The 18,462-nt window shown below is 48.8% G+C and carries 13 protein-coding genes; all 13 read right to left on the bottom strand.

The window, feature by feature from the left end; all coding sequences use genetic code 11:
* Nucleotide 1: 1 nt before the first annotated feature.
* Nucleotides 2-1,318, bottom strand: a complete 1,317-nt coding sequence (locus C9411_RS18815) for an ABC transporter ATP-binding protein (protein ID WP_049205871.1) — start codon at nucleotides 1,316-1,318, stop codon at nucleotides 2-4.
* A complete protein-coding gene (locus tag C9411_RS18810) occupies nucleotides 1,308-2,141 on the bottom strand; it encodes an ABC transporter permease (RefSeq protein WP_063989342.1) in 834 nt (277 codons plus the stop codon). The genes C9411_RS18815 and C9411_RS18810 overlap by 11 nt, the downstream gene beginning before the upstream one ends.
* Nucleotides 2,142-2,262: 121 nt before the next feature.
* Nucleotides 2,263-3,105, bottom strand: coding sequence for a glycosyltransferase (locus tag C9411_RS18805; RefSeq protein WP_074181180.1), 843 nt, complete (start codon nucleotides 3,103-3,105; stop codon nucleotides 2,263-2,265).
* Nucleotides 3,106-3,270: 165 nt separating this feature from the next.
* Entirely contained in the window at nucleotides 3,271-4,131 is an 861-nt protein-coding gene (rfbD, locus tag C9411_RS18800) for a dTDP-4-dehydrorhamnose reductase (RefSeq protein ID WP_063989341.1), read from the bottom strand.
* A complete protein-coding gene (gene rfbC, locus C9411_RS18795) occupies nucleotides 4,131-4,664 on the bottom strand; it encodes a dTDP-4-dehydrorhamnose 3,5-epimerase (protein WP_063989340.1) in 534 nt (177 codons plus the stop codon). The genes rfbD and rfbC overlap by 1 nt, the downstream gene beginning before the upstream one ends.
* Nucleotides 4,665-5,035: 371 nt before the next feature.
* On the bottom strand, nucleotides 5,036-6,055 hold the full coding sequence (galE, locus tag C9411_RS18790) for a UDP-glucose 4-epimerase GalE (protein WP_063989339.1): 1,020 nt from the start codon (nucleotides 6,053-6,055) through the stop codon (nucleotides 5,036-5,038).
* Nucleotides 6,056-6,412: 357 nt separating this feature from the next.
* Nucleotides 6,413-7,780 carry a phosphomannomutase CpsG gene (gene cpsG / locus C9411_RS18785; RefSeq protein WP_107227667.1) on the bottom strand — a complete coding sequence of 456 codons (1,368 nt, stop codon included), beginning with the start codon at nucleotides 7,778-7,780 and terminating at the stop codon, nucleotides 6,413-6,415.
* Between the two features lie 12 nt (nucleotides 7,781-7,792).
* Entirely contained in the window at nucleotides 7,793-9,217 is a 1,425-nt protein-coding gene (locus C9411_RS18780) for a mannose-1-phosphate guanylyltransferase/mannose-6-phosphate isomerase (RefSeq protein ID WP_107227666.1), read from the bottom strand.
* A gap of 274 nt (nucleotides 9,218-9,491) precedes the next feature.
* A complete protein-coding gene (locus C9411_RS18775; protein ID WP_107227665.1) occupies nucleotides 9,492-10,868 on the bottom strand; it encodes a TolC family outer membrane protein in 1,377 nt (458 codons plus the stop codon).
* A 2-nt stretch (nucleotides 10,869-10,870) separates the two neighbouring features.
* Entirely contained in the window at nucleotides 10,871-12,202 is a 1,332-nt protein-coding gene (locus C9411_RS18770; protein ID WP_107227664.1) for an HlyD family type I secretion periplasmic adaptor subunit, read from the bottom strand.
* Between the two features lie 52 nt (nucleotides 12,203-12,254).
* A complete protein-coding gene (locus tag C9411_RS18765) occupies nucleotides 12,255-14,027 on the bottom strand; it encodes a type I secretion system permease/ATPase (RefSeq protein WP_063989334.1) in 1,773 nt (590 codons plus the stop codon).
* A gap of 389 nt (nucleotides 14,028-14,416) precedes the next feature.
* A complete protein-coding gene (locus tag C9411_RS18760) occupies nucleotides 14,417-17,038 on the bottom strand; it encodes a DUF4214 domain-containing protein (protein ID WP_107227663.1) in 2,622 nt (873 codons plus the stop codon).
* Nucleotides 17,039-17,466: 428 nt separating this feature from the next.
* On the bottom strand, nucleotides 17,467-18,462 hold a 996-nt coding region (locus C9411_RS18755; protein ID WP_107227662.1), incomplete at its 5' end, for an undecaprenyl-phosphate glucose phosphotransferase.

The raw sequence follows: 18,462 nt of genomic DNA, 5'->3' as shown, positions 1-18,462 counted from the left end.
ATTACTCCTCGCTTAAAACACTGATAGGGGCATAAACAACCCCCCCGAGTTCACGAGAGGACCAAAACTTCAATCTCATCATTGGTCTACGTTGATCCAACTCTTCTCGCTCGCCGCCTTGCAGGGATGCCAAGCCGCAATGGACCAAGTAATCTCCTGAGTTAATTGGTAATTTAACCTTATAAATCACATGCTGCTCACCAGCCTTGAGGATTAAAGGTTTACCGGCTCCAATGTTGCTGTCCCCCCAAATATCTCCACCCTGCGCTTTAGAGATGGAGATTCCCAAAGCAACATCTCGAATCTCTTCTGAAGCAAGGATGGTAAAATCCAAGGTCAGTTCATCACCAGAACGTACCAAAGGCTTATCGGAGAGCGAAGTACCATCCGATTTTATCACTTCGAGATTTTGAATAATCGCTCGAGCACTGCCAAAGCGCTTTTCTCCCACTTCAGTATTCAGCTGCCCCTGTTGCAAACCCTGCAAGTCAGATTGATTCATCACAACAGACGAGGAGATCTTGCCCGTATTCTCTCGTTTCACTGCTTGCGACAACAGCATTCCTTTCTCATAAGCCAGAACAGCAGCCAGTACGTCATAGGTGTCGCCCACTAACTCCCCATTGTTCATAACCAAACAACGGTCAGCGTATTCCAGAATACTACCGGTAGAGTGGGTCACCATGATAATAGTGACCCCCTTAGCACGAAGAGCCTCCATGCGTTTATAGCATTTATATTGAAAACCGATATCGCCTACGGCTAACGCCTCGTCTACGATAAGTATTTCAGGTTCGACACAGGCTTGGACAGCAAAAGCCAGGCGAATATACATCCCGCTTGAGTATGTTTTAACGGGTTGATCGATAAATTCGCCAATATCTGCGAAGTCCGTAATCTCCTGGAAACGCTCATCGATCTGTTCACGGGAAAAACCTAGAACAGAACCATTAAGATAGACATTATCACGCCCGGTAAACTCAGGATTGAACCCTGCGCCTAACTCAAGTAGGGCCGCGATACGGCCATTGACTTGTATTTCTCCCTGAGTTGGAGTCAGCGTACCGCATATCATCTGTAATAACGTTGACTTACCTGCACCATTTCGTCCGATAATACCTACGGTCTCACCTTTCTTGATTGAGAATGAGACATCGCGAAGTGCCCAAAACTCGCGAAAATAGCGGCGAGATTCACGTCGTACTACACGTTGTAACCTCGGAGCAAAAAACTGTTTTAAACGATCTCGTGGACGATCATAAATCTGATAACATTTGCTCAATGCAGTCACTTGGATCGCGATTTCATTAGAGGACATCAGCAAACCCCTTTCTGGTTTTCTGGAAGAATACAAAACCGAACCATGCAACCAATGATGCCGCCAGGGTGTAAACAGCCAAACCTTGCCATTCTGGCAAACGCCCCCAAATTAAGACATTCCGTGATTGCTCAATAATAAATGTTAAGGGATTAAGCATTATCCAAATACGATATTTTTCCGGTAACGACGTGATAGGGAAAAAGACTGGTGACAGAAACATCATCACCGTCGTGATAATTACAGTCGTCTGCCCAACATCGCGTATAAAAACACCCAGGGATGCCAATATCCAAGCCAATCCAAGGCAAAAAATGACCAGCGGCAAGAAAACTAACGGTATAAAAACGATAGTCCAGTGCAGAAAACCGTTGAACAAAAAGAATGCACATAACAGTACGACCAAGCTAATCAGGGTATGGAACAACGCAGCGCATAACCCAATCACTGGCAACGTTTCCAAAGGGAAAACCACTTTCTTCACATAGTTGGTATTCCCTAGGATAATTTGCGGTGCCCGATTAACCACCTCGGCAAAAAAGCCATGCACAATCATACCAACAAAGAGGATCACAGCAAACTGCGTACGGCTTTCATCTCCGCCGACGGACCAACGGGCTTTAAAAACAACCGAAAAAACAAATGTATAGACCGTCAACATAAACAAAGGATTGAGAAACGACCATGCCAGTCCCATCGTGGAACCCTTGTATCGCCCAACAACCTCACGTTTTGTCATTTGCAAGATCAGCGATTTGAATCCCCAAATGTTACGGATCAGAGCTAGGGGTGACAGGGGTTGCGATTTATGAGGGTTACTCATTGCCCCACCCCGCTGCCATACCAACACTTTGCGCTTCGAAATTGCATCCAGTCATAACAAACATAATCAATACCTTAGATGTAATTGAACTCATAAAACGTAGACCTCATCTTCAACCATGTTACCGCTTGATTTCAGGAGAAGTCATGGGAATCGTCTTCAAACAGCCAGCATTCACCTTGGATCTCTGTGGATCGTGCCACCATCCCCATTTATTGAAATATAAGACAACTGATTTCATGTGATAAATGAATAAATTTAGGTTTTTATAAGAACCTTTACCAAAAACATGGACGATAGTAGCGCCAGGGAAGTAGACAATATCGCTCATTGACAAAGCCCGGCGACACAAATCCACATCTTCTAAATACATAAAATACCGTTCATCAAATCCCCCCAAGTTCGCTAACAAAGTGGATTCAACCAGCATAAAACAACCAGAAACTGAAGGAACTGCGAAGGATTTAGTGTAATCAGCACGCTGGATTTCATAAGTGACATCCAGTTTAGCTCCCCATTTAGGGAAAAAACGCCGAAGAAACAAATTTGCAGGTGTAGGTAGTAAGCGGCAACTGTATTGGAATCGCCCATCGCTATATTGAATTCGAGGGGAAACAAAACGGTGTTTTTGGTTCCGCGCAAAACTGTAAAGGCTCTCGAGCGCCCCCGCGGTAAAACTGATATCTGGATTACAAATCAAAAAATATTCACATTCATTCAGATAACGCTTCATTGCTAGATTATGACCGTAGCCAAAACCGTTGTTGGCTTCCGCACGAATATAACTAATGCGATGATTATCTAGTTTTGCAGCCCATTCAGAACCACCATTATCAACCAAAACTATTTTTTGAACACATTTTTCGCTAAGTAAAGAAAGTAACGTGTCTTCTAGTTGGGCATAGCTATGGTTATACAATACGATTGAAGCAACAATTTGGTATTGTTTTTGTTTTGAAAACATGCCGTATGAAGTTCCTAACCAATAATCATTTAAAAACAAGCAGTTACAATACACTGATGGCTGATGTATTATCACTCGTCAATTGGAACGAAAACCGCCACCAATAAACAAAAACACCAAAGGGGATAAAATTATCCCCTTTTATTCCATGCAAACCAAGATCCACTACTGCAACAGTTTGCGAATCACAGCATGTAACTGCTGGCGCCAGACGCTAGGTTTAAGATTCAATGCGCAGATCTTATCGGTGTTAAGAACAGAGTATACAGGCCGGGACGCAGGTGTAGGATACTCTTGCGTAGTAATCGGATTCACGGTGACCTGGTGTGGGTATAGCCCACTCTCAGTAGCCTGTTGGAAGATTATCTGAGCAAACTCATACCAAGAAACCACCGAATCCCCACAAAAGTGATAGACACCGTATTCACCTGGTTCTTGCAACAGGGCGATAATGACATCAGCGATATCACCGGCATAAGTCGGGCAGCCTCGCTGATCGCTTACCACGCCAAGTTCATCCCTTTGCGACCCAACGCGCAACATCGTTTTAACAAAATTATTGCCATACTCGCTAAATACCCAAGCCGTTCTTATTACAATAGTTTTTGGGTTAGCCTTCAGCGCGGCAATCTCACCTTCAAGCTTGGTTTTACCATAAATGTTTTGTGGCGAGCAGGGAGCATCTTCGCAGTAAGGTTCCTCCGAACGGCCATCAAAAACATAGTCGGTTGATACGTGTACAAAAGGAATATTTCGTGCAGCAGCTGCAGATGCCAGGTAGCCGGGTCCGTAGGCATTGATTGCCTTAGCGGCATCGGGTTCAGATTCAGCCTTATCAACGGCAGTATAAGCGGCGGCGTTCACGATAACATCGGGCTCAAACTCTGCCACCGCTTGCTCAATCGCATCATAATCACTGATGTCAAGTTGCTTGCTGTCCAGTGCTAGCAGGCTCCAATCGGTAGGAAACCTATCGCTGAAACAGCGCCCCAGTTGCCCCATAGAACCTGTCAAAAGTACACGCATTAAAAAAGCTCTCTAAGTAATTTACCTTGTAGATCCTTTGGCGATAGCAATGGCTCATCGACTGGCCAATCAATACCAATTTCGGGATCATTCCAAAGCAAGCATGCTTCGCTAGCAGGATCATAGTACTCTGTACACTTGTATTCGAAATCAGCAATGTCTGAAATAACCAAGAAACCATGTGCGAGACCTGGTGGAACCCAAAGTTGGTGGTGGTTATCTTCCGACAAGTGAACACCAACCCACTTTTTGAACGTCGGCGAATCGACCCTGATATCCACTACAACATCATAGACCTCTCCACGCACAACTCGGACTAACTTGCCTTGGGGTTTGATTCGCTGGAAATGCAAACCACGCAATACTCCTTTAGAAGAACGCGAATGGTTGTCCTGAACAAAATCCACATCGATATCTAACATTGCTTGATAGCGGTTTTTTTGAAACGTTTCGACGAAAAAACCACGATGATCACCGAACACTTTCGGCTCAATCAACTTCACACCTGCGACTGGTGTCTCAATCACTTTCATTGGGTAACCTGCTAACTAATACGCTCACCTCAGAGGCCCAAAGGGTGGCCATCTGAACATGCCTCTCCGGCAGTCTATCACTACCCACCCGCCCAGTTTTCGAACAGAAACTAAACGAGAATAAATTATGGATAGTTCAATGAACGCACCGTAGACGAAGGTATCGGAGATTAGCACAATTAATCAAAATATCCGACACTCATCCACAAAAAATAGTCAAAATTTATGTGGTTCATTGAAGGGGAAATCATGGCAATGTATTGTTATTAAACACATTTAAATTGCAACCAACATATAAATGGCCAACCAAGCCCTCGTTGGTTACAATTAATTTACATTATGCCATATTTTGTCATTAACGAGCTTCGCTATCAACCGTGACGATAACCCTGAGGGTTGTTCTTCTGCCAATTCCACGCATCACGCATCATGGCATCCAAATCACGGGTAGCCTTCCATCCCAATTCTTTGAACGCCAACCCTGGAGCAGACCAGCATTCGGCAATGTCGCCGTCTCGACGTGGTACAATTTGGTAAGCTACGTTGCGACCTGAAGCCTTTTCAAAAGCATGGAGCATCTCCAACACCGAATACCCTACCCCAGTACCCAGATTATAGACCGTAAAGCCCTGGTGCTCATCGATGTGTTCAATCGCCTTGAGGTGACCTTCAGCCAAATCCATGACATGAATATAATCTCTGACACCCGTGCCATCCTGGGTCGGATAGTCGTCACCAAAAATTGACAGTTTCTCCAGTTTTCCGATTGCCACCTGAGCAATATAAGGCATCAGATTGTTAGGAATACCATTTGGATCTTCACCGATCATGCCAGATTCGTGCGCACCGACCGGGTTGAAGTAACGCAAGGCGGTAATGGAGAATTGCGGTTCTGCTTTAGCGAAATCTTGCAGAATTTGTTCAACCATCAACTTCGACGTGCCGTAAGGATTCGTCGTACCGCCAACGCGTGACGTCTCAGTCAAAGGAACTTGCTCTGGAGTACCGTACACCGTGGCAGAAGAACTGAAGATAAACTTATGCACACCCGCACGACGCATTTCCTCCAACAATACCAACGTGCCAGTGACATTGTTCTGATAATACTCTAGCGGCTTGCGTGTCGACTCTCCGACAGCCTTTAGTCCAGCAAAATGGATTACGGCCGAGATGTCGTGAGCCTCGAAGATACGATGCAGGCACTCAGCATCCAAGATATCACCTTGGTAAAACTGAGCACTTCTGCCCGCGAGTTTCTCAACGCGACGCAGAGACTCATCGGAAGAGTTCGATAAATTATCTAACACTACGACATCTTCGCCATGTTCCAACAAAGCCAGAACAGTGTGAGAACCGATATAACCGGCACCACCGGTGACTAAAATCGCCATAAAAACTCCTTACTCGCGCCCCTGGCGCTCAAGATGAACGGTCTTCTTTAAGCAATCAATTGATTCTAAATGAAACTTGGACTCACGCACGCCTTTTCGATCATAATTGACCATCCATATGTCCCCAGAGTTCCCTTGGTGCACTTGTTTTTGGCCGGTAAGTAAACAATCGGCCTACCAGGTGGCTTTGACCAGGCTCCCTACAAAGAGGCTAAAATATTTAGCGCCGTTCTCGGTTATATCACTGCCTTTCTGAAGCATTCCAAGTGTTTGCAAGACATAACATGGGTAGTTTAAGCCTCACAAAAAAAAAAGAGCTGTCCAAGACAGCTCTACAGTGCTCCTTACGCGACGCACTCAGTTTGATAACAGCGCCAAAATCTCGTCGGTTTTCTCTTGCATCAGCGCAATATCGGCTCGTGATTCGACATTAAGACGCACCACCGGTTCCGTATTGGAGGAACGCAAATTGAAACGCCAGCCTGCGAACGCCATGCTGATGCCATCGGTGTAGTCCACCTCATCGGCATACGGTAAATAGTGTTGTTTAACGCTTTCGATGGACACGGCAGGCTGAGCCAGCTTGATATTGATCTCACCGGAAGACGGGTAGGCGGCAATGCGATCCTGTACCAGTTGCCCCAGCGTTTGCCCCTTCACACTGACCAGCTCAGCGACCAGCAGCCACGGGATCATGCCACTGTCACAATAAGCAAAATCACGGAAATAGTGGTGGGCACTCATTTCTCCGCCATAAATGGCGTCTTCCGCACGCATGCGTTCCTTAATGAAAGCATGGCCGGTTTTCGACATCACAGGTACGCCCCCGGCACCGGTAACTACATCGACGGTGTTCCAACTCAGACGTGGATCGTGGATGATCTTCGCGCCCGGCTGTTTCTGCAAGAAGGCCTCCGCCAGCAAGCCGACGATATAATAGCCCTCAATGAAATCGCCTTTTTCATCGAACAGGAAGCAGCGATCGAAATCGCCGTCAAACGCAATGCCCATATCAGCGTCATGCTCACGCACCGCATCGGCGGTATCTGCACGACACTCAGGAAGCAATGGGTTGGGAATACCGTTCGGGAAAGTGCCGTCCGGCTGGTGATGCACCTTGATAAACTCCAGCGGCACGCCCCGCGCCTTCAGTTGCGCTTCAATAGCATCGATCACATGCCCCGCCGCGCCGTTGCCCGAGTTGATCACCAGCTTCAACGGTTTGAAATTTTTCACGTCGACGTAGGACAGAATGTGTTCTACATAAGCCCCTAATACGTCCTGGCGAACATAGCGACCGCGCGTTGCCGTCGGCTTCTGAAATTGGTTTTTCTCCGCCAGTTCTTGAATCGCCCGTAACCCGGTATCGCCGCTAATCGGGCGAGAGCCTTCACGCACCAGCTTCATGCCGTTGTAATCGATAGGGTTATGGCTGGCGGTGACTTCCACGCCGCCATCAGTTTTTAAATAGGTTGTGGCGAAATAGATTTCTTCGGTACCGGTTAAACCGATGTCTATCACATCAGTGCCCGCATCCTGTAAACCTTTCGCCAGCGCCAGCTTCAAGCTTTCACTGGTTAGCCGCACATCGCTGCCCAACACGATATTTTTGGGCTTCAAAAACTCGCCGTAAGCGCGTCCAATACGATACGCAATGTCCTCATTCAGCTCTTCGCCAAGCTTTCCCCGAATGTCATAAGCTTTAAAACACGTTAATTTTTGCATTACCAAACCCTATTAAACTCTGCCATAGCGATCTTGCAAACGCTCAATATCATCTTCTTCCAGATAGTGCCCCGACCTGACCTCAATCATTTCCAAATCGATTTTTCCCGGGTTTTCTAGCGTATGGACACTGCCCGCAGGAATGAAGGTAGACTGATTTTCCGACAAGAAGAACTCTTGATCATCAACGTTAACTCTTGCTGTCCCACTCACGACGACCCAATGTTCGGCACGGTGGAGATGGCGTTGCACCGACAGCCCCTCCCCTGGCCGCACAATGATTTTCTTCACCTGGAAGTGCGTGCCGCTGTCGATGTCGCAAATCTTGCCCCAAGGACGATAGGCGGTGGAATGCTGGCGAAAATGATGAAGATTGCGCTTTTTAAGCTCATCAACCACTTTCTTCACATCCTGCACTTTGTCCTTGTGAGCGATCAGCAAGGCATCATTGGTGTTTACCACGATCAGGTTTTCCAACCCAATGGTCGCCACCAACGCAGACTCAGAGGAAATGTAATTGTCATTGGAATCGATCGAGATAATGTCGCCCACATTGACATTACCCAAATGATCTTTCTTGGAAACGTCCCACAGCGAGGACCAAGAACCGACGTCACTCCAGCCGGCATCAATGGGAATCACTACGGCATCACGCGTTTTTTCCATCACCGCATAGTCGATGGAGTCGCTCGGACAGTGTTTGAAGATCGCTTGTTCAACCCGAATAAAGTTCATGTCGCGTTGGCTTTTAACCACAGACTGTTGGGTTGTGTTAAAGATGTCTGGGCTAAACTGCTGCAACTCTTGCAAAAACTTGGCGGTTTTGAACATGAACATTCCGCTGTTCCAGCTATATTCACCGCTGGCGAGGTATTCTATCGCTTTCTCCAAACGTGGTTTTTCTACGAATGAATCAACCTTAAAGCAATCATGAGACAAGTGACTGCCGCGTTTGATGTAACCGTACCCGGTTTCCGGATGCTCCGGAATGATGCCAAACGTGACCAGTTGGTTGTTGTCTGCAAACGACACGGCCGTCTGAATCGCTGCGTGGAAATTGTCCACTTTCGTGATCAGATGGTCTGCAGCCAGCACCAAGAGCATGCTGTCTTCGTCTTCTTCGGCAGCGAGATGAGCGGCCAACGCCACTGCAGGCGCGGTATTGCGCCCTACGGGCTCTAAAATAATATTGGTCGCCAGTTGCCCAATTCCGCGTAATTGCTCGGCAACCAAAAAACGGTGTTCCTCGTTGCAGATGACCAGAGGAGCAGCAACTTCGATACCGGTCAGACCCGACAAACGCTGTAACGTTTGTTGCAGCAGGCTAACCCCGCTGTCATCAATAGATAAAAACTGTTTAGGAAACGATTCTCGCGACATCGGCCACAGACGACTCCCAGTGCCGCCGGCCATAACCACAGGAATTAATTTGGACATTATCTACCCTTTACTCAGCCATCGTTCTTACAAGGACGACGCCGCACGTCAGCAGCATCATTCTAAAATTCGTACGATCATTAACCAATAGTTACTCTTTGCGAAAAGCATGTATCCCTCTAACCTACCGTTCCTTAACAGAAAATTATGCATAGAAATAAACCAGGCAAGTATAAATACAGAAGGAACCACCAGCCGATAACATAACGTATTAACGCAAAAAAGAGCAGCATAGTGCTGCTCTTTCAGATTAATGCTCATAGTGAATATATTGCTAACGACTGCGGGCAAAATACTGCGCTACCCGCATAACATCTTTTTCGTCCAACGTACCGGAGTCGCTCAGCAAGGTAATCCAGGACTTGATGTAGGTGTATTTGGCGGAGGCTAGATCGCGCTGGGCGCTATAGAGCTGCTGTTCGGCGTTGAGCACGTCAACGTTGACACGTTGCCCGGCCAGCACGCTTTGCCGGGTCGCCGTCACCTGTGTGGTGGCCGATTGTACCGCCAGCTCATAGGCCGCCACCTTGGCGCGGCTGCTGATGCACAAATTGTACTGCTTGCGCAGATCGTTGAGCGTGGTACCCGTCTGCGCATCCATTTCATACATCGCCTGGCCATAGCGCGCGGCCGCCTGCCGGGTCGACGCCGAAACGCCGCCGCCGGAATAAATAGGCATGCTGACCTGCACACCGATACTGTCGGTACGGTATTTCTGGTTAACTGTGTTATCGCTGCTGGAGTCGTTTTCCGAATGCGAAGCATACAGCTGAACCTGCGGCATAAAGCCCGCCCGATTCCTTTCGACGTCATACTTAGCGGCATCCACGCCATGACGCGAGGCGGCCAACACCGGGTTGTTCTCCAGCGCGATCTTTTGCCACTCTTCGAACTTGGATGGGATCAACGGCGCCACCTTAAACTTGCCCGGCCGCAAAACCTGCAATTCATCCAGTTGGTTCAGCGGTATGCCGATAATCACTTCCAATTCGCGCTGCGCGGCGTCCAGCGCATCGCGCGCTTCGATTACCTGCGCTTCGGCCAGGCTGTAGCGCGCCTGAGTTTCCGATACGTCGGTAATGGTGCCTTCACCGGCGCTCATCAGGCGATCGTTCAAGGTCAACTGTTCCTTGTAAGCCGTCTTTTGCGCTTCAGCCAACGCGATTTGATCCTTGGAATAGGCCACTTCGACATAGGCGTTAATCACCCTAACCGCAAGATCCAGCAACTTACTGCGATAGCGCTCGTCCGACATCATCGTCTGCGCTACGCCGGCTTTGTAGCGCGCGTACGCTTCATAATCGAACAGCGGCTGCGTCAGCGTGATCGAACTGGAATAACTGCGATATTGCTGCCGCCGGGTGACCTCCGAAACATTGCCGAAAAAGTCGCTCTGCGGGTATTTTTGCGTCTGCCAGTTACGCGGCGAATTCTGGTAGTTCAGCGACACTTTCGGCAGCAGCCCCGCCCTGCCGATGTTTTCGTTCTCATCTCCCGCTTCTTTCTCTTTTATAGCCGCCCGGAAGGTCGGGTCCTTTTCTAATGCCAGCGAATATGCGTCTAAAATCCCTATCGAATAAACCGGCGCAGATATCGCAAACAAAAGGGTGCCGATAACCAGACCGGCAGCCTGTCGTTTTGATTGAATCAAAATTATTCCTCGGTTAATGAAGTATGAGCGCGATCCAAAATAGGTTTAAACAGATAGCTCAGCAGCGAGCGCGACCCCGTTTTCACGAACACCTCTACCGGCATCCCCGGCTTGATGTCCTCGCCACTGAGCATCTTCATGCCCTCCGGCGAGACCGTGACCTGCATCTGGTAGTAAGGTTCACCGTTGGCTTTGTCGACCAGACGGTCGGCGGAAACCAACGTGACCGTTCCCGGAATTTTCGGGGTTTTGTTTTGGTTGAAGGCGGTAAACATCAGATCCACCGGCAACCCGTTGTACACCTTATCGATCAGGTCGACTTTGAGGCGAGAATCCACCACCAATGTCGCCTGGCTGGGTACAACGTCCATCAGGTGGTCACCCGCTCCCACGACGCCCCCCTGAGTGAAGATATTCAATCCGACCACGGTGCCATCCACCGGTGAAGTGATGGCGGTGTTGCCCAGCTCGAAATCGGCCATTTGCAGCTTATTGCGAAACTCGCTGGCGTCCATTTGGGTTTGCGCCAGTTGCGTTCTGACCTCGCGCTGATAGTCGGCGAAACGCTGGTCGATACGCTGCTGAGATTCCTGCAGCTGCTTTTGCAGCTGGCCAATCCGCCCGACGGTTTCATCGATGCTGCTGTTCACCTCGGCAAACTGACGCTGCACTTCCAGGTAGCGGTTGCGCGGCAGGTAGCCGTCCGCCGCCAGTTGCTTCATGCTGTTCATCTGCTCACGCAGGCTGGAAAGTTGGATCTGCTTGTTGGCGCGCGAATCCTGCAGGCCTTTCAATTGGAAACGAATCCCGTCCATCGACTGCTTATAACCGTCAATTTCACTTTGCAGCCCCTGGCGGCGGGAGGCGAACAGCTGCGTTTGCAACGCGATGATTTCAGCCACGCGCGGCTGATCCTTGATCTGGGTAAAAATGGGAGAAAAAGTGACGCTGCTCAGACCATCGCGTTCAGCGAGTAAACGCCCTTCGGTGGCCAGCGTGGTGTAATACTGGTCGCGCAGGGAATCGACCTGCGCCTGTGCCTGCACCTGGCTCAACTGCACCAGGACTTCACCGGCTTTCACCTTGTCACCCTCTTTCACCGCGATATTTTTGATGATGCCGCTGGCCGGAGCCTGCACCGTTTTGCGGTTGCCGGAAACAGTTACCGATCCCGGTGATGCCACCCCTTTATCCAAAGGCGCGAACGCTGCCCAAGCCAAAAATCCGAACAGGCCAATCCCCACCACCAGCCAGCCCATCCGGGTAAACCGCCGTTCATCCTGCGGGATCTCTTCAATATACGAGTCTTGCGGCTCGCCAATGTGCGTCGACATACCAACTCCTTTAAACTGCGGACGGCAATAAAGCCATCAGGCAATTCACGGCTTAATTAATTTGCGTTTTCGGGATGTTGCCTTCATCCGGCTCGGAATTTACCGCCCTCACCGCTTGCTGAGGCGGTTGCGTCTGCGCTTTTTGCGCATTGGCTAACGCCTGAAGCACTTGTTGAGTCGGGCCGAACGCGTTGACGTTGCCATTCACCAAGAGCAACAGCTTGCTGGTCATCGACAGCAAATTGGTGCGATGGGTAATCAGAACCACCGTTTTATTACGTTGCTTGAGGAACATAATGGCCTGGTTCAACGCTTTCTCGCCCGCATCGTCCAGATTAGAGTTAGGCTCATCCAAAACCACCAGCGAAGGGTCGCCGTACAGTGCGCGCGCCAGGCCGATACGCTGTTTCTGTCCACCGGACAGCCCAGCGCCACCGTTGCCGAGCACCGAATCGTAGCCGTTCGGGAAACGCAGGATCAGTTCGTGCACACCGGCCAGCTTAGCGGCTTCAATGACTTTCTCTGAGTCGATATCGTTAAAGCGTGCGATATTCTCGGCGATAGTCCCGGCAAACAGCTCAATGTCCTGCGGCAGATAGCCGATATACGGCCCCAATTCATCCTTGTTCCACTGATAGATGTCGGCATTATCCAACCGAACAATCCCTTCACTGACCGGCCAAATGCCGACCAGCAAACGAGCCAGCGTCGATTTCCCCGACGCGCTTGGGCCAATGATCCCCAGCACGTCACCGGGCTGGATAGCAAAACTCACGTTATGCAATACCGCATCGCCTTTGGATCCCGGCGGCGTGGCGGTGACGCCTTCTACGGCGAGTACCCCTTCCGGACGCGGCAAGGACATACCGGTACCCCGTTGCGGGTGCGTTTCCAGCAGCTTGACCAACCGGCCATAAGAAAGCTTCGCCGCGCTGTAGCTCTTCCAGACGTTAATAACCTGCTCAATCGGCGCCAGCGTTCGCCCCATCAGAATGGAGCCGGCGATCATCATACCGGGCGTGATGTGCCCATCGATCGCCAGCCAGCCCCCCAGCCCCAACACCAGCGATTGCAGCGACATGCGCACAAACTTGGTGATCGACGTGACCCGCGATGCGCGTTCGCTGGCGATGCGCTGACTGTTCAAGAACCGCTGGTGCAGGCCGAACCACCGGCGTTTCAGGTTGGGCAACATCCCCAAAGCCTCGATCACTTCGGCATTTCGCAGATTGGTGCTGGCCAGCGTACCTGACATAATCGACAGCTTGCTGGCTTCCGCCAGCGGCTTTTTCGACACCATTTCGTTGATCACCGCCAATGCGATCAGCAACAGCGCACCGACCAGGGCGAAGAGCCCCAACCAAGGGTTAAAGAGGAATATCACCAACAGATAGATCGGAAACCACGGCGCATCAAAGAAGGCGAACAGCGCGCTGCCGGTGAGGAATTGGCGCAGATTGGTCAAATCGCTCAGCATCTGGCCGGCGTCAGACGAACCGTTTTTCAGATTCGCCTCGTAGGCCGCAGTGTAGACTCGCGTGTTGAGGCGCATATCCAGCTGGCTGCCAATACGGATCACCACCATGCTACGCACGTATTCCAACAGTGACATCATGCCGAACATGCCCAACATGATCAGCGTCAGCATCAACAGCGTGATTTCATTACGCGAAGGAAGCACCCGGTCGTAAACCTGGAGCATATAGATAGAAGGAACTAGCATTAATAAATTAATAAATGCGGTAAATATGCCAACGGTCCAAAAAACCTTACTGCGAGTCCGTATAACATCCGCAATTTCGTTGCGCGGTATAAATTGATTCACTTTCTGCCCTTACATCATGTGCACTGTCAGTCAAAATCCGCATTGGACTCTTATAAGGAAAATCCTAAAAAGGGAAAAATAAAATAAATCCTAAAGCCCCCCACCCCAGACATGCTCGAGACTGCAGATACTTTTTCTAACTATAGGTAGAGAAAGCGGATATCAGCAAGGCCGTAAGCAAAAAAAATCACCTCACGAACCACAGAAAAAAACAAATAAAAACAGTAGGGTAAATAACAGACAGGGCAAAGCGAGTTTAGTACGAAAGGGAATAAATTAGAGATAATGACGTAGTTCACAATTTTCAAAGAATACGGGGTGTTTACACACCCCGCATTATTTATTGACTAACAGTTTCAATGGGAATTATACCCCACGGGAACTCATACTTAGGCGTAGTGCAGAGTATCCACCAATTGCTGGTGGTTTTGCCCAGTCAGGTATACCACGGTATCGTTGAGGTCCAGCGTGTGGTTATCGTTGTTGTCGATAATCACATAAGAGCTGGCAGTGTTACCGCCACCGCTGAATACAACGGATGCCACACCCACTTTCGCCGTCAGGGAGTTGCTGCTATCCAGACCGAGAATGCCGCCCAGCAGGCCGATAACGCCATTGGTCAAACCGCCCACCAGTGTCCCTAACAACGCATCCAACGTGTCGGCAGAGCGCGTACCGTAGTTCGCTACCGCAGTGCCGCTAGCGTCATCGGAGATAGTCAGGCCGCCATGGTTCACGTCGACAATCGAGTCCTTGAGGCTATTAAAGTCCTTGATGGTCACACCCGCCTGCGTGTTACTCGCCTTGATGTCATAGGTGTTGGCACCTGCGCCACCGGTCAGCGTGGTGTTGCCAATCACGCCCAGGGTATCGGCAGCACTGGAACCTTCTACGGTCATTTGGTAACCGTTCAGGCCCAACGCCGTCAACACCGGCGCCAACAGGTTGGTGGTAATGACGCTCAGCGGCAGAATGTTCAGCAACTGAACGATGATACCGTCACCGGTACCGCCATGGCTGGAGTCGAGATTCAGACCCGCGGTATTGGTGGATGCATTGATATCACGCACGTTGCTGAAACCGCTGCCCAGAGTCAGATCCAGCGCGTGATCACCGGTCACGTTGATGGTCTGAACCTGCGCATTAGTGCCGGCCAATGACAGAATGTTGTCAAAGCTGCCGGTACCACCTGAGGCCACGTTCACCGTGGTCAGCGCGGTACCCAACAGGGCGCTGCTGCTGCTGTTGAGAGTGATGGCGCCGGCATTCACGTTGGCAGAGCTCACCGCATCGAAGTTGATGTTGAAGTGATCGGTGGCGTTCTGCACGAAAGTAAAGTTCAGCGTACTGGCGGAAGTGGCGTCCCCTTTCACTTCCAACTGCGCGGCGTTGCCGCCGGCGGCGTTAATGACGTTGACGTTAGCCAGACCGGAGATCACAAAACCTTGCGAGCCCAGATTGGTAGCCGCCGCATTCTGCGTAACCGTGCCGCCCGTGGTGCCTTCAACCGTCGATGTACCGTTGGTCAGGCCAAAGTCAAAGGTGTGGGTCGGCGTTGTCACGCTGGTGGTGGTCGGTGAACCAATCAGCGGTGTCGTAATCAGCGTACCGACGGACTTGCCGATATAGCCGGTCAGGTCAATCTTCTCAAAGTTCGAGAAGTTATTGGCATTACTCGAAACAGTACTGGTGCGAACCCCCAGGGCGTTTTGGTTGGTCACCACGGTTTTGGTGATGAAGTTGGCGGAGATGGAGTCCGTACCTGCACCACCATCAGCCTTAACCGTGTTCGCGACGGTGTTCGCCCCGCCGGAAACCCCGTTGCCCACCCAGTGCAGGCTATCGTTGCCGGCACCGAGGTTAAACTGTGCGGTACCAGCAGCGATGTTTGCCGTCGATGTGACAACTACGTCATCCGAACCCGAACTGGCATTCAGGATGACGTTGCCGTTATTCACGGTGATATCTACACCTGGATTAACACCATTGTCAGACAAATTGACCGTTGCTGCGCTGGTGCCGTTGATAGTCAGATTCGCCAGATGGTCGGCGAACTTGAGGTTCACGGTGCTGGCAGCATTGGCGTTCAATTGGACATTAGTGAGTACCGCTGTTTCGGCGTTGCTCAATACGTGGCTGGTATAAGAATTTATTGAACCCGTTGCATTACCACCAGCTGCAGTAGCAGTTAACGCAGCACTAGTCTTATAATCCAAGCTGGTACCGATAATGAATTCAAAAGCATGTTGCTGAGAAACCGTGGTATTGTCTATCGCAGTTGAATTACGCATGTCATTAATGATTGCTGCGGCAATGACAGCCTTGTTAGTCCCTAGCGCAGCGAAAGAAGCAATTTGTTCTGGGGTTGCTACGGCTCCATGAACGATTTTATATACTTTAGCAATATAATCATCACCATTCAGTTGCCCAACTCTTTTCTGATATTCAGATGTTAATAATTGCTTGCTGATCATATTGACATAGCTAGTTCCGCTATTCAAATCAGCACTCCAGTACTTTAACCCCCCAGCATCAACCCATCTATCTCGCCCCAGAAGACCGAGATAAGAAGCAGCAACTTGTTCCTGAACAGTTAACGGTGCAATGCTAGCAGTTGTTGAATATAAAATAGAGTCCAATTTTTGGTCAAAAGTACTTTGTACACCAATTACTGCAGGATCAAACCCTGTATAGTGAACAAGATCATTAACGAGAGTTGACAAGGCCGAAGACAATCCACCGCCAGCAAGCAGATCTGTAACAACATTAGCTGCAGGAGAACTCCCGTATACCAAAGTGTACACTTGCGTTACGATCTGCGTATTACTCAGTCCCTGATAAAGGGATTGACCCGCGGCACTATTGAGCAATGACGTAACAAAAGTTTCACTGGTAAATTGACCATCTTCGATCTGCTGACCAAAATGCTTAAACTGAGTATCAGTCGGATTTTGCCCCAGAACAGCGTAGTATAAAGCAGCTGCCGTTGTTTGGTTCGCAAGAGAAGCCATGATAAACCCCTATTTAAATGTACTCTCAAATCGGCGAAATATTTTTCGCCGTGAGAAAAAGTTTGATTGAGTAGAAGATGGTAATCTTCCACAATCTAACTAAAGGACGTGGATGCCATTTTGTCAAGGTATCAAACCACAAGTATCACTTGTAGATTCCAAGAGATTTAAGCATGAAAAAAAATCCGCTAACAATTTGAAATAAAACAAAAAAAAAGCATCAACACATTACAAAGAGAGAACATAGAATCGAATAAGATGGTACAATCAAGTGATAAATCCGCCTCCTCTCGCAGAGACAACTTGGTAAAAGTAAATTTATCTGAATAATCCCAGTGAGATCCGCGAAAAAGTGACATAAAAAAGCCCCGAAAGTTACCTTTCAGGGCTTACATATCGAAAGAGGTTTGATGCCAAAGACCAAGAAGTTAATAAGCAGACTTATGCACAAACCCTTTGAAAACTGTGAAGAAAATAATCTTTATATCTAACCAGAGACTCCATTCCCTAATATATTCAAGATCATACTCAACACGCTTTTGCATTTTATCTAGTGTGTCGGTTTCCCCGCGCCAACCATTTATCTGGGCCCACCCAGTAATACCAGGCTTTACTTTATGTCGAAGCATATATCCTTCGATTAAGCTGCGATACTGCTCGTTGTGCGATACAGCATGTGGCCTGGGTCCTACGATGGACATTGCACCAAACAATACATTGAAAAATTGCGGTAATTCATCTAACGAAGTTCTACGTAGAAATCTTCCAACTTTCGTAATGCGAACATCATGCTTTTTTGCCTGAATAACAACACTATCATTCTCCATTACTGTCATAGATCGAAACTTCCAAACCTTAATGGGTTTTCCATCCATACCATATCGTGTCTGTTTAAAGATGATAGGTCCGGGAGAGGTGAACTTAACGAGGAAAGCAATTAGAACCAGCACTGGAGATATAAAAATAAGAATGGCAAATGACATTATGATATCTTCCAGGCGCTTCAATAGTTTATTGACACCATTCAAATGAGTATCAAACAATGGAACAACCGGAACGCCATTAACCTCCTCTGTACGAGATTGTAGGATATTGAATGTAAATAAATCAGGTATCAACATAACGGAACAGGTAGTATCCGTGAGTTTTCTCACCAGATCTTTAATCCTAACTTCATCCCCCATACTCATAGCTACGTAAATTCTATCTAGTCGTCCTGCACGTGCATCTTCAACCAATTTCGAAAAGTCACCAGCATAATTAATACCTGGCTCATTATGGATAGGTACATCATCATATATACCTACCACAAAAAAACCCAGCCAAGAGTCAGAATTAAAACTTCTCAATAATTTAAGACCAACAGGCATAGAGCCAGCAACAGCGACTCGACGAGTATTGTATCCTAAATTGCGGACAAATCC

The organism is Serratia sp. Nf2, assembly GCF_003028435.1.
In the GTDB taxonomy this organism is placed as follows: Bacteria; Pseudomonadota; Gammaproteobacteria; order Enterobacterales; family Enterobacteriaceae; genus Serratia; species Serratia marcescens_L.
The sequence above is the reverse complement of the archived record's forward strand: the minus strand, read 5'-3'. Positions and strand labels throughout refer to the sequence as shown.